The organism is Pseudomonas sp. GNP014, assembly GCF_054344005.1.
Genome location: NZ_JBTGUS010000001.1, coordinates 5757300 through 5776013, shown reverse-complemented (window position 1 = coordinate 5776013; position 18714 = coordinate 5757300). Strand labels below are relative to the sequence as shown.

The following is an 18714-nucleotide window of genomic DNA, read 5'->3' as shown; positions in this document are numbered from 1 at the left end:
GGAATGAAGCCTTGTTGATAGACCTTCATCGACGATGTCGCAAGGTTGGCTGCCGGGGCGAATGCTGGTCGATCCAGTGCAGTGATAGTCACCCGCACAGGTTTATCACTGTGACGCATGGGCACCTAAACAGCCGTTTGATAGTGCTGACGCCCGACAGCCCCCGGTGGCTATGCTGCAAGTCTGCACACCCTCTGCATCCAATCCCTTAGAGGACATAACAATGAGCATGACGTTTTCCGGTCAGGTTGCCGTGGTCACTGGCGCTGCCAACGGCATCGGCCGCGCGACCGCCCAGGCGTTCGCCGCCGAAGGTCTGAAAGTAGTGGTGGCCGATCTGGACACGGCGGGGGGCGAAGGCACCGTAGCGCTGATTCGTACAGCCGGTGGCGAAGCGACCTTCGTACGTTGCAACGTAACCGTTGAAAGCGAAGTGAAAAGTCTGATGGACGAGGTGATCAATACCTACGGTCGTCTTGACTACGCCTTCAACAATGCCGGTATCGAAATCGAGAAGGGCAAGCTGGCCGAGGGCTCGATGGACGAGTTCGACGCGATCATGGGCGTCAACGTCAAAGGCGTCTGGTTGTGCATGAAGTATCAGTTGCCGCTGTTGCTGGCTCAGGGCGGCGGCGCGATCGTCAACACGGCGTCGGTGGCCGGCCTCGGTGCGGCGCCGAAAATGAGCATCTACGCAGCCTCGAAACACGCGGTGATCGGCCTGACCAAGTCGGCGGCCATCGAATACGCGAAAAAGAAAATCCGCGTCAACGCAGTGTGCCCGGCGGTGATCGACACCGACATGTTCCGCCGCGCCTATGAGGCGGATCCGAAGAAAGGCGAATTCGCCAACGCCATGCATCCGGTCGGCCGTATCGGCAAGGTCGAAGAAATCGCCAGTGCCGTGCTTTATCTGTGCAGCGACGGTGCGGCGTTCACCACCGGGCATTCCCTGGCGGTGGACGGCGGCGTGACCGCGTTCTGAAACCGTCCTGCCAGAAAACAACCCGCCTGCGTGCGGGTTTTTTTATGGGCGCGGATCGGTTCCATTAAACCGCTAAACAATGTGTATCAAAGGGTTAGAACGGGTGCTTTTGGCGGCGTTGTCGCACAGCCTGTGCGCCGCGGCTGTGATTTACTGCGGGCAGCAAAACGGACAGGAGTTTGCTTGCTCATGGAATTGAGAATTGACCGACAGGCAATGGTGCCGGTGGTGCAGCAGATTGTGGATGGATTGACGGGATGGATCCTGCAAAATGACGTACCACCGACGACCCGACTTCCCTCCGTGCGGCAAATCGCCCGCGACAATCTGCTGAGCCAGTCGTGTGTCGTCGAGGCGTGCGAGCGGTTGGTCTCGCAGGGGGTTCTGAGTGCGCGTCAGGGTGCGGGGTTTATCGTCGCTGCAACGCCATCGCTGTTGAGTGTCGAGGATGAATCTGGCTTGCTGGAGAGCCAGCAGGCCAGATGTGGTGCGGTGTGTGGCGGCCCCCGTGGCCTGAAGCTTGGAAGCGGTGGTTTGCCGCAAAGCTGGCGTGAGCCGGACGACCTCAGCTACGCACTGCGTGAAGTGGCGCGCACCGACATGGCCAGCCTGTTCGACTACAGCTCGCCACTGGGCCTTCCGGCGCTGCGCGAGCAGATCGCCAGACGTCTCAAACTGTTCGATATCGAGGCGCGCAGCACCCAGCTGATGAGCACCAACGGCGCCAGTCATGCACTGGATCTGATCGTGCGCACATTGTTCAAGGCCGGTGACTGCGTGGTGGTCGAGACACCCGGCTATCCAGGGTTGTTCGACCTCCTGCGCTTGCATGGGCTGCGCATGCTCGAAGTGCGTCGCACGCCGAGCGGGCCGGATGTCGAGGCGCTCGAGGCGTTGCTGCGCCAATATCGGCCCCGCGCCTTGTTCGTCAACAGCCACCACCACAACCCCACCGGCAGTTGCCTGACACTGGCCATCGCCCAGCGTCTTGTGCAATTGAGTAAAACCTACGATGTGCGCTTGATCGAAGACGATGTCTACGCCGATCTGCATACTGGCAACGGTACACGCCTGGCCGCGCTGGACGATGAGGGGCGGGTGATTTACGTGGGCAGCTTTTCCAAGACTCTGAGCAGTTCGCTGCGGGTCGGATTTGTCCTGGCCGACCGCGAACTGCTGGTGCGCCTGGCCCAGGTCAAGATGATCAGTGGCCTGGGTGGCAGCGGGTTCTCCGAGGCGGTGCTGGCCAGCCTGATGGCGTCTGGCGCGTATCGCAAACTGGTGCAGCGCCAGCGTCAGCGCTTGAATGCCGACCGCGCGGCAGCACTGCAGGCGCTGGAGGACGCCAATTGGCAGGTTTTCGGCAAGCCGACGGGCGGGTTGTTTATCTGGGCGCGTGCGCCGCTGGCCGATCCAGTCCGCGTACGAACGCAGGCGCAACGCAGCGGCGTGTTGCTGGCCGCCCCGGAGGCGTTCAGTCCCAGTGGTGAGACCAGCGACTGGCATCGGATCAACATCGCCTTCGCCTGCGATCCACGCGCCCGGCAGTTTTTCCGCAATACCGGTGTGGATCGACCTCCAGTGTTCTGAAAACGACGCGGACCTAGCTTTTTGCCATTATTCCGACGCCAGAGACTTGTGCCGTTGATTGGCCATTGCGAATCTTCGTCAACAGACTAAGGCAGAGGGCTACGCGCAATGATTTCGGCCGTGCAAGGACGTTTTGCCAACCTCGGTATGGCGAAAAAACTGGGTGTCGGGTTTGTGCTGGTTTTGCTGCTGACCGCTTTGGTGGCAGCCATCGGTGTCTGGTCCCTGCAAACCATCAGCCAGCGCTTCGAAGGGCTCAAACAGATGTCCTCGCTCAACAGCGGCCTGCTCAAGGTGCGTCTGCTCGAGCAGGAGTACGCCTTGCGCGGCAATCCGAAAACCGCCGATGCCTTGCGCAAGGGGGTGGACGAGCTGGTCGCTCAGGCCAACGAACTCAAGGCGCAATCGCCGGCCTACGTGACAGTGATGACGGATGTCGAACAGTCCCTGGGGGCTTATCGCAAGGCGTTCGATGAATTCGTTTCGTTGACCCAGGCGAAGGACCTTGCCCTGGAAATGGCCAGTTGGTCGGTCTCCAGCGTGGCCAACAACCTCGATGTGTTGCAGGCAGGGCTGGCCGATGATGGCGCGTATACCTTGAAAGACACCGAGGGCAAGGACGGTGCGCAGTTTATCGAGCAGGCCGGGCAGGTCAGTCAGGTGTCGATGCTGATGCTGCAAGCGATGAACGAGGCGCGGGTGCGTCTGGATCAAAGTCGCAAAGGCGATGCCGACAGTGCCGGCAAGGGCAATATCGAGCAAGCGGCGCAGGCGCAGACACAGGCCGAGGCGCTGAAGTTGACGGTCAAGGACGAAGGCTATCTGACGGTGCTCAACGAAGTCTCCGGGCACATTGCCGGCTTCAACGACAAACTGGCCGAATACACTGGGCTGCTGACCCAGGAAAAAACGGTCTACGAGCAATTGCATCAACGTGCCGCACAAGTGGTGGAGCGGGTGGATCAAGCGTCGGTCGCCGAAGACGCGGCGATGCAGGCCGAACTGAAGAAAAACTCGCTGTTGATCATCGGCTCATCGGCGCTGGCGTTGCTGGTCGGGTTGATTGCCGCGTGGGTGATTACCCGGCTGATCGTTGCGCCGCTGCGCAGTGTGATTCAGGTTGCGCAGCAGATCGCGGCCGGTGATCTGAGTGCGACGGTGCAGGTCAACCGTCGCGACGAAATTGGCCAGTTGATGCTGGCCATGCAGCAGATGGGCGCCGGGCTGAGCACGATTGTCAGCGGTCTGCAGGCGGGGATCGAGCAACTGGCGAGTTCGGCGCAATCGCTGTCGGCGGTGACTGAGCAGACCAACCTTGAGGTCAGCAGCCAGAAGGAAGAAACCGAGCAGGTCGCCACCGCCATGAACCAGATGACAGCGACGGTGCATGATGTCGCGCGCAATGCCGAAGAAGCGGCGCTGGCGGCGCAGACAGCGGATGACAAGGTTGAGAGCGGTCAGCAAGTGGTGCGCCAGAGCATGGCGCGGATCGAGCAGTTGGCGGATTCGGCGACGTCGGCCAGTTCCAGCATCGACAGCCTGAGTGCGCAGATCCAGAACATCGGTACGGTGCTCGAGGTGATCAAAAGCGTCGCCGAGCAGACCAATCTGCTGGCGTTGAACGCGGCCATTGAGGCGGCCCGGGCCGGGGAGCAGGGCAGGGGCTTTGCAGTGGTGGCCGATGAGGTTCGCGCGTTGGCCCGGCGTACGCAGCAATCGACCGAGGAAATCGAGCGCCTGGTCAGTGCGTTGCGTGCGGCGGCGCACTCCTCGGTGCAACAGATTCAGAGCAGCGGTGAACTGGTGAAGCTGGCGGTCAGCGATGCGCTGCAGACAGAGAGTGCGCTGGGCAGCATTGCGGCGGCAGTGTCGTTGATTCAGCAGATGAATCAGCAGATTGCGGCGGCGGCCGAGGAGCAGAGTTCGGTGGCTGAAGAGATCAACCGCAGTGTCACGAGTATTCGGGCAAGTGCGGATCAGTCTTCGCTGGCGATGCGGGGGAATGCGGCTTCGAGTGTTGAGCTGGCTCAGTTGGGGAGTGAGCTTAAGGGGATGGTTGGGCACTTTCGGCTTTGACTTGGCGGCCTCTGGGCCGCTGCGGGATTCATCCGGGGGCATCGCCTCCGGTGTGCTTCGTTGCACCTCCTCTTCGATGTGTCTGGTTTCGCCAGACGTCCCCGGATGAATTCCACCACTCAGCCTGTCGTTGGGACCTCGCAGATCAAGTTCAAACGCAGGCGAGCTGACACTCGGCCTTGTGGCAGGCTCGGTCATTGCGCGAGCCCGTCTGACAGCCCGGTATTTTCCTGACGAAGGCATTCTCTGCAGGCGCTGCCAAAGGTTGTGGACTTGGCATTGCCTGCGCTTACCTGTTTCGGTTTTGGTTTATCCGAGAATGGGGCTTGTGTCGCTTTCGAATGTTTTGTACGGGGGGACAAGACTGATGTGGGTGATGGCTTGATGGCGGATGACTTCTGTCTGGTTGGCTCGAAGAGTCGGTTTTTGAATGATTACTGTGGCGGTATCAATGCTGACGATTTTTGCGTAGCGGCTGGTGATGCTGTTCTGAAAATCAAAATGCCCTTGCAGATAAACTTTATTGCCCGGACCGATGGCAGTGAGTTGCGACTGTGCAGCTAGGTTGTCCATAGTGACGTGTCCATTTTGTTATGAATGAAGGTTGCCAAATATGCGATCTCGTGAATTCAACTGAAAAGATCGAATGGGCTTCCAGGCAGTTCTGTTCGACAGCCATTCTGGGCAGCGGATTTGAGTGGAAACAGAAGACCACTCCTCTTTATCTGTAGGGTGTTTCTCTGTTTTCTCGGGGGGATAAATAAGCAGTAGCGCAGAGGGAAGTGTGTTTCAGATTCGAAATGTTTAACGCGTGTACCGAGTTTGCTGTGTGTGGGAATGATCAACCCTGTGGGCTGGCTTGCCTGCGATGGTGGCCTCCCGCCCGACCAGATACACCCGGTCTCCCTGCGGTAGCGAGCCTGCTCGGGAAAGCGCCCCGACATTCATCCAGTCCCTATCGGGTTCACAGCCGCGAGCCCACAAAAAAGCCACCTCTCGGTGGCTTCTCTTTCAACATCTGCAATCAGTCGTAAATCACTTTCTTCTTCCAGTCCGCATCGGCTTCGACGTCTTTGAGGCCGGCGGTCAGTTGGTTTTCTTCGCCTTCAACCGGGGCGATTTTGTCCATGACCTGGGCGTTGGCGCGGGCCAGCAGTTTTTCCAGGTATTGCAGTTGTTCGGAGTACATCTGGGGATCCTGCTGTTTGCGCAGGTATTGCACGCCGCGTTCGAAGGCGAGGCGGGCCTGGCCGGGCTGGTTTTGTTGCAGGGACTGTTGGCCGAGGTTGTTGAAGAACTCGATATGCAGCAGTACCAGGATGTGGCGGACTTCGCGGACCCACTGTTTGGCTTCGTTCGGCGGCAGAAAGCCATCGTGGGCGGCGCGGGTGATCTGGCCGTGGAGGGCTTCAAGGAGGAAGCGCACGTCCTTGGCCTTGGCTTCGGTCAGGATCGGTGCTGGCGGGTTGTTGACCGGAATCGATTCGCCCTGGGCCACCAGCGCGCTCAATTCGGTGATGCGGGCCTTGGTCGTGGCGCTGGTTTTTTCCAGGTTCAGCAGGCGCTGGCAGACGTTCAGTTCCAGGCGGGTCAACAGCAGTTTCAGTGCCGGGGTCATGAATTGGCCGGGGAAGGTCTCGGTCAATTCGCCACAGCGGCGCAGGCGGTCATTGAGTTCGACTTTGGTGCGGGCCTTCTCCAGTTTGTTGTTTTCCACCACATGGTTCATGTAGCCAATGGCGATCAGAATTGCGATCCCGGCTATGACAAGCAGGGTGATCATGAGTGGTGTCACCGGTAAGACCTCTTTATAGGGTTCGCATGCGAGTGTAGTGGTTGGCCTTTTAGGTGCCTAGCACCGCTCGACGTGTTGATTCGGCAGGTTCAACCTGTATCGGCCGCGCATGGCTTATATGAATGCTGGCGCTTGATGTGCAGATTGCCATCACTGGGGTGGACTATAACGCCTTGGCGAGTGGCGGAATATAGGCGTCAATCGTCGGGCGACGCAAAACCCCGATTGCTCCCGTAAACGACGTCGAAGTCATTGATTTAAATAAATTTATATCTGGGGGTTGACGACCTTCCAATCCATCCATAGAATGCGCGCCACTTGCAGCGTAAAGCACACAGCGAAACGCGGCAGGGAGTGAATGTTGTAGCGTGTCCCCTTCGTCTAGTGGCCTAGGACACCGCCCTTTCACGGCGGTAACAGGGGTTCGAGTCCCCTAGGGGACGCCAATGCGGGAATAGCTCAGTTGGTAGAGCACGACCTTGCCAAGGTCGGGGTCGCGAGTTCGAGTCTCGTTTCCCGCTCCAATTTTAAACAGCACTGCTTTCGGGCGGGGCTGAGTGAAACCAGAACCAAATCTCAGGATGCGGATCTGGACACCGAAACACACACCATGTGTTCCGGGTAGCGTGTCCCCTTCGTCTAGTGGCCTAGGACACCGCCCTTTCACGGCGGTAACAGGGGTTCGAGTCCCCTAGGGGACGCCATTTGCGGGAATAGCTCAGTTGGTAGAGCACGACCTTGCCAAGGTCGGGGTCGCGAGTTCGAGTCTCGTTTCCCGCTCCAAATTCAAAAGCGCCGCTCGGCTAAGAGCGGCGTTTTTATTTAAGTGAAAGTTGTAGCCTGTCCCCTTCGTCTAGTGGCCTAGGACACCGCCCTTTCACGGCGGTAACAGGGGTTCGAGTCCCCTAGGGGACGCCATTGCGGGAATAGCTCAGTTGGTAGAGCACGACCTTGCCAAGGTCGGGGTCGCGAGTTCGAGTCTCGTTTCCCGCTCCATATTCACAAAAACGCCGCTCAATAGAGCGGCGTTTTTGTATGCGCGTTTTTTGTGTTTGCCCTGCCTTTTACAATTTTCCTACAGCCGATCCGTGAGATCAGGACGCGTCTGACAGTCAGCGCGAGGCAATTCTGGGATAACGACTGGCCTTGCTCACCGAGCTTTTTCTGTTGATTCCGGAGATCCTTCAATGTCATTGAAATCAGTGTCGCGCGGCAGTTTGTCCGAGATTCGTGCCACCGCGCTTCTCGCGCTACCTCTGATGGTCGGCCATGTCTGCGCCGGGTTGATTGCCTTCGTCGACAACCTGATCGCCGGCAACCACGGCACCGACACGCTGGCGGCGGTAACGCTGGGCACCGCATTGTTGTGGCTGCCGATGCTGGTGCCGATCGGTACGTTGATTGCGTTGACGGCGTCGGTCGCGCGTTTACAGGGGGCGGATCGTACCCATGAAATCGCGCCGATCTTTCGCCAGGCATTGTGGCTGGCGCTGTTCATGGGGCTGTTGATGTTTGCATTTCTGAGCCTTGTGCCCCTGTTGCTCGCGCCTGCCGGGATCGCCGAGCAGATGATTCCCGGCGCTCAGGCGTTCCTGCATGCAGTGCGTTGGGGCAGTCCGGCGTTGACGCTGTTTTTCTGCATGCGTTATCTGTGTGAAGGGATGCACTGGATGCGTCCGACGATGATGTTCAGTTTCGGCGGTCTATGGGTGCTGGCGCCGCTGGGCTACGTGTTGACCAATGGCAAATTGGGCTTTCCCGAGTTGGGCGCGCAGGGGCTGGGGATCGCTTCGGCCGTGATGATGTGGCTGCAGGCATCGTTGTTTGCTGGCTATCTCTGGTTTGGCAAGCGTTTGGCGCATTTGCACCTGTTTGCACGTTTCGATCTGCCGAGTCGCTCTGGGATCATGAATTTGTTGCGCACCGGCATGCCAATCGGCATTGCGATTCTGATGCAAGGCAGCCTGTTCATTGTGACTTCGTTGCTGATCGGGCGATTGGGCTCGACGTTTCTCGCGGCGCACCAGATTGCGGTGAACCTCGCGCAGCTGTGTTTCATGATCCCGGTGGCTGTGGCGGAGGCGACAACGGTTCGCGTGGGCCATGCGTCAGGGCGCGGCGATCTCCAGCGTGTCCGGCAAGCCGCTTGGGCCGGTTGCGTGATTGTGTTGCTGACGCAGAGCGTATCGGTCGTCATCTTGTTGTTGGGCAATGAAGCGATTGCCAGCCTGTATAGCTCCGACATCGCCGTCACGGCATTGGCCTCGACGCTGTTGTTGTTTGCCGCCGCTTTGCAGTTTCCCGATGGCTTGCAGATGCTTTCGGCGGGTGCGTTGCGTGGTCTGCAGGATACGCGCGTGCCAATGTGGCTGGCGGTTTTCTGTTATTGGGGCGTCGGTGTACCACTCGGCGCGGGTTTGGCATTTGGACTGGAGTGGGGGCCGCAAGGGATCTGGACGGGATTGATCACGGCGCTGAGCCTGGCGACGCTTTTGATGGGCGCGCGATTTATCCATAGCAGCCGGGTCAGGGTGACTGCCATCAGTTGAAACAAAAAGGCCCGCCGATGAACATCGGCGGGCCTTTCGTTTGCCGGTGAGTTACCAGGACATCATCAAGCGGCCGGCGAACAGGATCAGCACGACACCCATGGTGCGCTCGAACCAGTGCCCCATGCGCAGGAACAGCAGGCGCACCTTGGCGCTGGAGAAAAACAGCGCAACGATGACGAACCACAATGCGTTCACACAGCACATCCACAGGCCGTACAGCGCCTGGATGTTCAGCGGCGTGCTGGCGCTGATGATCGTGGTGAAGATTGCCAGAAAAAACAGCGTGGCTTTCGGGTTGGTGGCATTGGTCAGGAAGCCGGTGGTGAAAGCCTTGAGTAGGGTCTGCTCGACTGCCGGCTCGTCGACAGCTTTTTCCCCTTCAATTGCCGACTTGGGTTTGCTGCGCAACAGGCTGACACCCAGATACAGGATGTAGGCGCCACCGATGACCTTGGCCACGGTCAGCAGCCAAGGGGTGGTGTGCATCAATGCGCCGACCCCGAGCAATGTATACAGCACGTGCACGGAGATGCCCGCGCCGATCCCCAGCGCCGTGCAAATGCCCACGACTCGGCCGAAACGCACGCTCTGGCGGATAGTGACGGCGAAGTCCGGTCCGGGGGCGACCACGGCCAGAAAATGAATGGTGGCCAATGCCAGAAATTCGCCCAGGTAGTTCGATAACATCTCAGCTCCAGAAAGTCAGGGGTGAAGCATTGCCGCGGTAGCCGACAAAGAACGAAAGGCTCAAGCGCGGATCCGCCACACCCGGGGTTACCGAGTGCATGCAGCGTGAATTGAACATGATGAAATCTCCGGGATTCGGCCGTACTTCAAGGGTCGGAGGGCCGAGCAGGGCAGGGTCTATGCCATAACTGTCGCCACGCATTTCGTCGAACCGGTCAGCAGAAATGTCGTCATCCCACATCTGTAATGCGCCGCCTTCGGTTGGCATGTTCAGGTAAACATTGCAGGCAAACTGTGCTTCCAGGCTGCGAGCCTGAAAGCTGTCCGGGGCGTCTTTGGCAAAGATGTCGTGATGCGCGAGGAAGCACACTCCCGGCTTCACTACGCGTGACAACCCGACATACATTTTGCGCCCGTACAGGTTTTCCAGATGCGCACCGGCCGGCCATGACTCATCGAGCATGCAGCGCAGCGTGTCGACGGGAGAGGAGTAGGGCGCGCAACGGTTACGCAATTCAGCGATGTTGCTGGTTGCACGCTCGAAATAGTCTTCGATCAGCAGCGGCTGGTTTTCTGCCTCATAGAACGCCATGCCGATGCGGCCGATGCTCGGTGCGTTGATATAGCCTTCAAAGCCTGGAGCGAGGATTTTGTCGCCAATCTGGATTGCCAATGCTTCGGGCAAAAAGCCTTTGACGCGGATGGCGAGGACTTCTTCGTTGGCCAGTTTTTTTATGCACGTCTCATCGAGACGCTCGACGTCTAGCATCATTTTTTGTAGGTCCATCTATCGGTAGTCAACGGAACCTGCGAATGCGGTTCCCCGGCGTCGGGCGATGCGTGCTGCACCGCCCAAAATCCTTAATCCACGCTGTAGTGGACCGACAAGGTGCCCTTTTTCTGCGCAAGGGACGCGATCGTGACTGTGCCCAGATCCTTCAGGCTACGTACATGGGTGCCGCCACAGCCGTAGGCGGGCAGCTCACCGAAACCGATTTCACGCACTCCTTCGCGCAACGAGGTCAGGCGTGGCAGGTCGTGTTCTATCCATTGGTTGATGCCGTATTGGACGCTTTGCGCATCGACTTCCCGGGCACCTTCTGCCGGTTTGAATTGCACCCGGCCTTCGTCTGGCCAGTGGTGCGCCTTGATCGGCGTCCAGCCCATTGCCTGGATAAAGTGGCCAATCAGGTGGCCGGCCGAATGCATGCGGGAATTGAAGCAACGCTGTTGTTCATCGACGCGAATCTGCGTCATGCCAGGCTTCACCGGCTGATCCACGTAATGCACGATCCGGTCGGGTTCCTGCACTACGCGCAGAACCCGGCTTTCATCGATCCAGCCAGTGTCGCAAGGCTGACCGCCGCCTTGCGGATGAAACAACGTGGCGCGCAGCACCACGGCAAATTCGTTCTCGTGGGGCGTGCAGTCGAGGACTTCCACATTGGCCTTGAGCTCATCACTATGGAAAAAGAGGCGAAGCGTCATATTCCATGCCCTTATTAAAATTTCTATTTTTATTATATGAATCGTGCAATAACGTGATAATCCGTTCAAACATCAAAGGACTTGTGCGCTGTGAGCATAAATCTCCCGCTACCCCTGCTCGGTGAAATGGCGATTTTCGTCAAGGTTGTCGAGACCGGAAGCTTCTCTGAAGCGGCCCGTCAGCTTGGCTCTTCGCCGTCAGCCGTGAGTCGCAGCATTTCGCGACTGGAAAAGGCCCTGGCCACGCGACTGTTGCAACGCACTACCCGCAAATTGCGTTTGAGTGACGGCGGAGAAGAGGTCTTCAAGCGTTGTCAGGAGATGGTCAGTGCTGCCAGATCGGTGATGGAAATCAGCGGCCAGTTCACCCACGAAGCGGAAGGCCTGGTGCGGGTCAGCGTACCGAAAGCGGTGGGGCGTTTCGTGATTCACCCGCACATGCCCGAATTCCTGCGGCGTTACCCCAAGGTCGATGTCGAACTGCTGCTCGAAGACCGACAGGTTGATTTGATCGACGACCATGTCGATCTGGCGATTCGTATCACGGATCGGCCGCCGGCCGGATTGGTCGGGCGGCAGTTGCTGACTATTGACCATCTACTGTGCGCCACACCGCAATACCTGGCTGAACACGGCACGCCGACGCACCCTCACGATTTGCTCAAGCACAGCTGCATTTATCTGGGGGAAACGCCGAGCGATGCGCGCTGGAAGTTCAAGAAAGGCAGCAAGGCGGTGACGGTGGGAGTACGTGGACGATACGCCGCGAACCACACGGGGGTGCGTCTGGGCGCGGTGTTGCAGCACCTGGGCATTGGCAGCCTGCCGTATTTCACTGCCCGATATGCACTCGAACAGAAGTTGATTGTGCAGGTGCTGCCGGACTGGACCTTCCTCGCTTCCTACCATGGCGGACTGTGGCTGTTACATTCGCCGACGCGTTATCTGCCACCCAAGTTGCGAGTGTTTATCGATTTTCTGGTTGAGTGCCTGGAGAAGGAGCCGACGTTGAGCAAGCCAGCGAGGACGGGGGCGCCGAACAATCTGGCGATGGCGTATGAACTGCCGGAAAGTGAGGGGCTTCTATAAAGCAAAAGATCGCACCTTCGGCAGCGCCTGCAATCCATGCAGGCGCTGCCGAAGGTGCGATATTTTGATCTGTGGAAACTTAGTGCTTGCTGTCCTGGGCGGACATCGCCAGCAGCTGTTTTTCCTGATTCCAGTCGAACGGTTCGTCGTTCTGTTCGGCTTCGTAGCGACGCTCTTCCAGAGCCTGATACAGGTCGATCTCTTCATCAGACAGGTAGTGCAGGCAGTCGCCGGCGAAGAACCACAGCAGATCGCGCGGGATCAGGTGGGCAATTTGCGGGTAACGGGTAATCACTTGAGTCAGGATGTCCTGGCCCAGGTATTGGCTTTCGATCGGATCGATCGGCAAGGATGCCAGCAGTTCGTCGAAGCGCTCCAGGAACAAGGCATGGCTTTCTTCGGGAACCTGTTCGGCCTCACCTACGGCGACCAGGATACTGCGCAGGTGGTCGAGCAAAACAAGATGATCGGCAACGACGTTGGACACGAGATAAGTCCTCAAGAGCAAAACGGGCGCGGGAGTATAAAGCTCCCGCGCCCGTTTTTATATGTTTGAGGGGATCAGCGCACTTTCCCCTCTGCCTGTTTCAGCTCCTCTTTGTCGAAATCATCGACGTCGATCACCTTGCGTCGTGCCGCTTCGGCATCGCGCAGACTCTGCGCTTCCGCCGGTTGCAACACCCCCGCTTCAAGTGCGGCATCAATGGCATGTTCGCCCGCGGCCGGTTTGACCTGACCGCTTTTCAGCGAGGTGTGCAGTTTTTTGTGCAGAGGCTGCGCGGCGTGCAACAGATCGCTGGCGTGTTGCAATGCGCCGACCGCATCGTCTGCCGATTGCGGGCGATAGCAGCCGGCAAGCAGCTCTTCCAGCGCCGGATCGCCCTTCGCGCGACCAATCACCCCGGCGACTTCGGCCCCCAGTTTGTCCGACGGGCCTTTGTGGCGACGACCGAACGGGAACACGATGACCCGTAGCAGGCAGCCGAAGACTTTGTTCGGGAAGTTGCTCAGCAGTTCATCCAGCGCCCGTTCCGATTGACCGAGGCTTTCCTCCATCGCCCAGCGCAACAGCGGTTCCATGTGCGCGGGTGAATCCAGATCGTGATAACGCTTGAGCGCGGCGGAAGCCAGATACAGGTTGCTCAAGACATCGCCCAAACGTGCCGACAGACGCTCGCGGCGCTTCAGTTCACCGCCCAGCAACATCATGCTGAAGTCGGCGAGCATGGCGAACGCCGCAGCCTGGCGGTTGAGGGCACGGAAGTAACCTTGGCTGATTCTGTCGCCCGGTGCGTGTTCGAAGTGACCGAAGCCAAGGTTCAGCACCAGTGTGCTGGCGGCATTGCTCACGGCGAAACCGATGTGTTTGAGCAGCAGGCCATCGAACTCTTTCAGCGCCTGATCCTTGTCCTCGCGCCCGGCCAGAGCCATTTCCTTGAGCACGAACGGATGGCAGCGAATCGCGCCCTGACCGAAGATCATCAGGTTGCGCGACAGGATGTTCGCGCCTTCCACGGTGATGAAGATCGGCGCGCCGTTCCAGCTGCGCCCGAGGTAGTTGTTGGGGCCCATGATGATCGCCTTGCCACCGTGCACATCCATGGCGTGGCTGATGCACTCGCGGCCGCGTTCGGTCAGGTGGTACTTGAGGATCGCCGACAGCACCGACGGTTTCTCACCGAGGTCCACCGCGTTGGCGGTGAGCATCCGCGCAGCGTCCATCATCCACGCGTTGCCGCCGATGCGCGCCATGGCTTCCTGGATGCCTTCGAACGCCGACAGTGGCACGTTGAATTGCTCGCGAATCTGCGCGTATTGGCCGGTTACCAGACTGGTGAACTTGGCCGCACCCGTACCGACGGCTGGCAGCGAGATCGAACGGCCGACCGACAGGCAATTCATCAGCATCATCCAGCCCTTGCCGAGCATTTCCTGACCACCGATGAGGAAGTCCAGCGGGATGAACACGTCTTTACCGGAGTTCGGGCCATTCATGAATGCCGCGCCCAGCGGCAAATGACGACGGCCGATTTCCACGCCGGCGGTATCGGTCGGAATCAACGCGAGGCTGATACCGAGGTCTTCCTTGTCGCCCAGCAGATGCTCCGGGTCGTAGGCCTTGAACGCAAGGCCGAGCAGGGTCGCGACCGGGCCGAGGGTGATATAGCGCTTTTCCCAGTTCAGGCGCAGGCCGATGACTTCCTGACCTTCCCACTGACCTTTGCAGATGATCCCGGTGTCGGGCATTGCCCCGGCGTCGGAACCGGCGAGCGGGCCGGTTAGGGCGAAACAAGGGATGTCGTCGCCACGGGCCAGCCTTGGCAAGTAGTGATTGCGCTGTTCGTCGGTGCCGTAATGCAGCAACAGTTCGGCAGGGCCGAGGGAGTTGGGCACCATGACGGTGGAGGCGAGGTCGCCGCTGCGGGTGGCGAGTTTCATCGCCACTTGCGAGTGAGCGTAGGCCGAGAACCCCTTGCCCCCGAATTCCTTGGGAATGATCAGGGCGAAGAAGCCATGCTCCTTGATGTGCGCCCAGGCTTCAGGCGGCAGGTCCATCGCCTGGCCGATCTGCCAGTCGGTGACCATGGCGCAGAGTTCTTCGGTCGGACCGTCGATGAACGCCTGTTCTTCTTCGGTCAGTTGCGCCTTGGGATAGGCCAGCAGTTTTTCCCAGTCGGGACGACCGCTGAACAGCTCGCCATCCCACCATACGGTGCCGGCATCGATCGCGTCGCGCTCGGTCTGCGACATCGGCGGCAGGGTTTTCTGAAACCAGTTGAACAGCGGCGCGGTGAAGTGTTGGCGGCGCAGGTCAGGCAACAGCAACGGTGCGGCGACCACCGCCAACAGGACCCAGAGCACCACCAGCAGCCAGCCCGGTGCATGACTGAAAATACCCATTGCCAGCAGATAGACGGCAACGATGCCCAACGCCGGCAGCGGGGCGACGCGCCGGTGGGCGAGATACGCCACGCCAACGATCAAAACCAGTATCCACAACAACAGCATATTCAGTCCTCCGTGAACCAAGGCAAATCGACCCTCCAGAGCTTAGACGGCATCTGTAAAACCGGGTGGTCAGAGCAAGGTGATTGAAATCGTGGGAAACCCCGGATGGTTTTCGTAAGTTCGGTGGGCAACACGTGTGGGAAATCGTTCGCTCATCCCGCGCCTTTGCGTCCAAGTTTGGCCGAAACGTCGTTATCTCTGTGCTTGGGCTGTCGCTAGACTCGGGGCTCACCCAGGAGAATGTCGTCATGCACGAGTATCTGAGTCCCGGCCGCTTCATCGATAGTGACCACCCCGCCGTGGTGGAGTTCGCCGAACAGTACCGTGGAGCCAGCCGCGATCCGCTCGCGCAGGCGGTCAGTCTTTACTACGCCGTGCGCGAGGCGGTGCGCTACAATCCCTACACCTTCAGTCTCGACCCGCAAACCCTGTGCGGCAGCTATGCCCTGGCGACGGGGGAGAGTTATTGCGTGCCCAAGGCCACGTTGCTGGCCGGGTGCGCGCGGCATTGCGGGATTCCCGCGCGCATCGGTCTGGCCGATGTCAGAAATCATCTGTCGACCCCGCGTCTGCTGGAGTTGCTGCGCAGCGACGTGTTCGCCATGCACGGCTACACCGAATTGTTCCTGAACGGGCGCTGGGTCAAGGCTACACCGGCCTTCAACCAGAAACTCTGCGAACTGTTCAACGTCGCGCCGCTGGAATTCGACGGCATCCACGACAGTGTTTTCCACCCGTTCAACCGCGACGGCGCGCAGTTGATGGAGTACCTGGTCGATCACGGCCAGTTCGCCGATGTGCCGGAACAGTTCTTCTTCGAACACCTGAAAAAGTGCTACCCGCATCTGTTCGGCGATAAACAGGCGACGGTGCTGGGTGATATGCAGAGTGATTTGAGCCGTGTCTGATCCGGCGTATGCTGCTTGCCCACTCATTTGAAAAGAGGCGGTCATGCTGAAGATCTGGGGACGGAAAAACTCATCGAATGTCCGGAAGCCGCTGTGGGCCGCCGAGGAGTTGGGTCTGGCGTATGAGGCGATTGATGCCGGTGGCGCCTTCGGTGTGGTCGATACGCCTGAATATCGGGCGATGAACCCGAACGGCCGGGTACCGGTGATCGAGGATGACGGCTTTGTGCTGTGGGAATCCAACGCGATCGTGCGCTATCTGCTGGCCAAACATGCGCCGAACAGTGCGTGGTACTCGGCCGATCCACAGGCACGAGCCAGCGCTGACAAGTGGATGGACTGGACCTCCTCGAGTTTTGCCGGTCCCTTCCGTACCGTGTTCTGGGGCGTATTGCGCACGCCCGCCGACAAGCAGGACTGGCCGGCAATCAACGCTGCGATCAAGGAATGCACCGAGCTGTTGAACATGGCCGAGCAGGCGCTTGCCAGCCAGCCTTACCTGTCCGGAAGCGAAATCGGCATGGGTGACATTCCCCTCGGCTCCTTCATTTATGCCTGGTTCGAGATGCCCATCGAGCGTGCCGCACAGCCGTATCTGGAAGCGTGGTATGCCCGGTTGAAGCAGCGTCCGGCGTATCAGAAAGCAGTCATGACCGCGTTGACTTGATAATAACTATCGACACACTTGACTGTACTTGTGTGGCGGCGGCAAGCACCATTGCGTTCGCGCGCCGTGGTTGTTTTGTTCGCCGCCCGGCCCAATCTTTCCTTTTCTTCCCTTCTTGGTGCGTAAATCCGATATGAGTTCCGCTCTGTCCATCCGGCAGCTAACCAAAACCTACGGCAACGGGTTCCAGGCCTTGAGTGGTATCGATCTGGACGTCGCCGAAGGTGACTTTTTCGCCTTGCTCGGCCCCAACGGTGCCGGCAAATCCACAACCATCGGCATTCTCTCGACCCTGGTGAACAAGACCAGCGGTACGGTGAATATCTTCGGCCATGACCTGGACAAGAACCCGGCAGCGCTCAAGCGCTCGATCGGCGTGGTGCCTCAGGAATTCAACTTCAACCAGTTCGAAAAGACCTTTGACATCGTCGTGACCCAGGCCGGCTACTACGGCATTCCGGCGAAAATCGCCAAGGAACGCGCCGAGCAGTACCTGACCCAACTCGGCCTGTGGGACAAGCGCGATGTGCCGTCGCGGTCGCTGTCCGGCGGCATGAAGCGTCGCTTGATGATCGCCCGGGCGCTGGTGCATGAACCGCGCCTGCTGATCCTCGACGAACCGACCGCCGGGGTCGACATTGAGCTGCGCCGGTCGATGTGGACGTTCCTCACTGAACTGAACGAGAAGGGCATCACCATCATCCTCACCACGCATTATCTGGAAGAGGCTGAGCAGCTGTGCCGCAACATCGGCATCATCGACCACGGCACCATCGTCGAGAACACCAGCATGAAACAACTGCTGGGCCAGCTGCACGTCGAGACCTTCCTGCTGGACCTGAAAACCGACTTGAACGTGGCGCCGCAATTGCTCGGCTATCCCGCCCGGTTGATCGACAGCCATACCCTGGAAGTCCAGGTCGACAAGTCCATGGGCATCACCGCACTGTTCACTCAATTGGCGCAGCAGAACATCGAAGTGCTGAGCCTGCGTAACAAAACCAATCGCCTCGAGGAGCTGTTCGTGTCCCTGGTGGAGAAAAATCTGTCGAAGGTGGCGGTATGAGTTCCGAATTCCGTCCCAACCTCGTCGCCCTCAACACCATTGTTTATCGGGAAGTCCGGCGCTTTACCCGGATCTGGCCGCAGACCCTGCTGCCGCCGGCGATCACCATGGTTCTGTATTTCGTGATCTTCGGTAACCTGATCGGCCGGCAGATCGGCGACATGGGTGGCTTCACCTACATGGAGTACATCGTGCCGGGGCTGATCATGATGTCGGTGATTACCAACTCCTACGGCAACGTGGTGTCGAGCTTTTTCGGCAGCAAGTTCCAGCGCTCCATCGAAGAACTGATGGTGTCGCCGGTATCGCCGCACACCATCCTGATCGGCTACACCGTTGGCGGCGTGCTGCGCGGCTTGATGGTCGGGGTGATCGTGACGATTTTGTCGTTGTTCTTCACCCATCTGCAGGTGCATCACCTCGGCGTGACTTTGCTGGTGGTGATTCTGACGGCGACGATCTTCTCGCTTCTGGGCTTCATCAACGCCGTGTTTGCGCGCAACTTCGATGATATTTCGATCATCCCGACGTTTGTGCTGACGCCGCTGACCTACTTGGGTGGCGTGTTTTATTCGATCACGCTGCTGCCGCCGTTCTGGCAGACCGTGTCGCTGGCCAACCCGGTGCTGCACATGGTCAACGCCTTTCGGTACGGCATTCTTGGTGTGTCGGATATCCGTATCGGCATTGCGATCACCTTCATGCTGGTGGCGACCGTGGTGCTGTATGTCGGTTGTGCGCGGTTGCTGGTGAGTGGGCGCGGGATGCGGACCTGATCCCAAACCGCGTCGCTGTCATCGCG

The 18714-nt window shown here is 59.1% G+C and carries 16 protein-coding genes, 6 tRNA genes and 1 pseudogene; 16 read left to right on the top strand and 7 right to left on the bottom strand.

The genetic code is table 11. The features are described 5' to 3' along the window. Positions 1–223 precede the first annotated feature (223 nt). The 4 genes and pseudogenes from ACXX9E_RS25985 to ACXX9E_RS25970 all read left to right on the top strand — a co-directional run bounded on the left by ACXX9E_RS25985 (position 224) and on the right by ACXX9E_RS25970 (position 4651). Entirely contained in the window at positions 224–985 is a 762-nt protein-coding gene (locus tag ACXX9E_RS25985) for an SDR family oxidoreductase (RefSeq protein WP_123466861.1), read from the top strand. 189 nt (positions 986–1174) lie between these two features. After that, positions 1175–2575, top strand: coding sequence for an aminotransferase-like domain-containing protein (locus tag ACXX9E_RS25980; protein ID WP_186744963.1), 1401 nt, complete (start codon positions 1175–1177; stop codon positions 2573–2575). Positions 2576–2683: 108 nt separating this feature from the next. Next, positions 2684–3790, top strand: a pseudogene (locus ACXX9E_RS25975) (HAMP domain-containing protein); the annotation flags it as partial. Next, positions 3770–4651: a methyl-accepting chemotaxis protein gene (locus ACXX9E_RS25970; RefSeq protein WP_437180223.1), complete on the top strand. Its 882-nt coding sequence runs from the start codon at positions 3770–3772 to the stop codon at positions 4649–4651. The pseudogene ACXX9E_RS25975 and the gene ACXX9E_RS25970, both read left to right, overlap by 21 nt. A gap of 309 nt (positions 4652–4960) precedes the next feature. Here the strand turns inward: ACXX9E_RS25970 and ACXX9E_RS25965 are convergent, their stop codons facing one another. Continuing rightward, the gene (locus ACXX9E_RS25965) at positions 4961–5224 is read right to left on the bottom strand and encodes a hypothetical protein (RefSeq protein ID WP_336347330.1); all 264 of its coding nucleotides are present in this window, start codon (positions 5222–5224) and stop codon (positions 4961–4963) included. Between the two features lie 451 nt (positions 5225–5675). Beyond that, positions 5676–6434, bottom strand: coding sequence for a hypothetical protein (locus tag ACXX9E_RS25960; RefSeq protein ID WP_177490681.1), 759 nt, complete (start codon positions 6432–6434; stop codon positions 5676–5678). 382 nt (positions 6435–6816) lie between these two features. On the opposite strand from ACXX9E_RS25960, the gene ACXX9E_RS25955 reads away from it, so the two are divergent. The 7 genes from ACXX9E_RS25955 (at position 6817) to ACXX9E_RS25925 (ending at position 8995) form a co-directional block, all read left to right on the top strand. After that, positions 6817–6892: transfer RNA gene (locus ACXX9E_RS25955), tRNA-Glu, on the top strand. Positions 6893–6894: 2 nt separating this feature from the next. Beyond that, positions 6895–6970: transfer RNA gene (locus ACXX9E_RS25950), tRNA-Gly, on the top strand. A gap of 104 nt (positions 6971–7074) precedes the next feature. Beyond that, positions 7075–7150: transfer RNA gene (locus tag ACXX9E_RS25945), tRNA-Glu, on the top strand. 3 nt (positions 7151–7153) lie between these two features. Then, positions 7154–7229 (top strand) — tRNA-Gly (locus tag ACXX9E_RS25940). A 59-nt stretch (positions 7230–7288) separates the two neighbouring features. Further along, positions 7289–7364: transfer RNA gene (locus ACXX9E_RS25935), tRNA-Glu, on the top strand. A gap of 2 nt (positions 7365–7366) precedes the next feature. Further along, a tRNA-Gly gene (locus ACXX9E_RS25930) sits at positions 7367–7442 on the top strand. A 191-nt stretch (positions 7443–7633) separates the two neighbouring features. Next, positions 7634–8995 (top strand): MATE family efflux transporter, encoded by a 1362-nt coding sequence (locus ACXX9E_RS25925; RefSeq protein ID WP_458556408.1) that lies wholly within the window; start codon positions 7634–7636, stop codon positions 8993–8995. 51 nt (positions 8996–9046) lie between these two features. Here ACXX9E_RS25925 and ACXX9E_RS25920 read toward each other — a convergent pair whose 3' ends face one another. The 3 genes from ACXX9E_RS25920 to ACXX9E_RS25910 all read right to left on the bottom strand — a co-directional run bounded on the left by ACXX9E_RS25920 (position 9047) and on the right by ACXX9E_RS25910 (position 11173). Beyond that, a complete protein-coding gene (locus tag ACXX9E_RS25920) occupies positions 9047–9685 on the bottom strand; it encodes a LysE family translocator (protein ID WP_128616052.1) in 639 nt (212 codons plus the stop codon). A 1-nt stretch (position 9686) separates the two neighbouring features. Next, entirely contained in the window at positions 9687–10457 is a 771-nt protein-coding gene (locus ACXX9E_RS25915; protein WP_123466846.1) for a 2OG-Fe(II) oxygenase, read from the bottom strand. An 89-nt stretch (positions 10458–10546) separates the two neighbouring features. Further along, the gene (locus ACXX9E_RS25910) at positions 10547–11173 is read right to left on the bottom strand and encodes an alanyl-tRNA editing protein (RefSeq protein ID WP_123466844.1); all 627 of its coding nucleotides are present in this window, start codon (positions 11171–11173) and stop codon (positions 10547–10549) included. Positions 11174–11263: 90 nt separating this feature from the next. On the opposite strand from ACXX9E_RS25910, the gene ACXX9E_RS25905 reads away from it, so the two are divergent. Further along, positions 11264–12262 carry a LysR family transcriptional regulator gene (locus tag ACXX9E_RS25905; RefSeq protein ID WP_123466842.1) on the top strand — a complete coding sequence of 333 codons (999 nt, stop codon included), beginning with the start codon at positions 11264–11266 and terminating at the stop codon, positions 12260–12262. A gap of 79 nt (positions 12263–12341) precedes the next feature. On the opposite strand, the gene ACXX9E_RS25900 is transcribed toward ACXX9E_RS25905, so the two are convergent. Further along, a complete protein-coding gene (locus ACXX9E_RS25900; RefSeq protein WP_007967565.1) occupies positions 12342–12749 on the bottom strand; it encodes a PA2817 family protein in 408 nt (135 codons plus the stop codon). A 74-nt stretch (positions 12750–12823) separates the two neighbouring features. Continuing rightward, positions 12824–15271, bottom strand: coding sequence for an acyl-CoA dehydrogenase (locus ACXX9E_RS25895; RefSeq protein WP_458556407.1), 2448 nt, complete (start codon positions 15269–15271; stop codon positions 12824–12826). Positions 15272–15519: 248 nt separating this feature from the next. Here ACXX9E_RS25895 and ACXX9E_RS25890 point away from each other — a divergent pair, with 248 nt between their 5' ends. From ACXX9E_RS25890 to ACXX9E_RS25875, 4 genes are all read left to right on the top strand, one after another. Beyond that, on the top strand, positions 15520–16179 hold the full coding sequence (locus ACXX9E_RS25890; protein WP_128616055.1) for a transglutaminase-like domain-containing protein: 660 nt from the start codon (positions 15520–15522) through the stop codon (positions 16177–16179). A 43-nt stretch (positions 16180–16222) separates the two neighbouring features. Further along, positions 16223–16846: a glutathione S-transferase family protein gene (locus tag ACXX9E_RS25885; protein WP_447807247.1), complete on the top strand. Its 624-nt coding sequence runs from the start codon at positions 16223–16225 to the stop codon at positions 16844–16846. 133 nt (positions 16847–16979) lie between these two features. Further along, positions 16980–17912, top strand: coding sequence for an ABC transporter ATP-binding protein (locus tag ACXX9E_RS25880; protein WP_123466834.1), 933 nt, complete (start codon positions 16980–16982; stop codon positions 17910–17912). After that, on the top strand, positions 17909–18688 hold the full coding sequence (locus ACXX9E_RS25875; RefSeq protein WP_123466832.1) for an ABC transporter permease: 780 nt from the start codon (positions 17909–17911) through the stop codon (positions 18686–18688). Before ACXX9E_RS25880 ends, ACXX9E_RS25875 begins: the two co-directional genes overlap by 4 nt. The last annotated feature ends 26 nt before the right edge of the window (positions 18689–18714 follow it).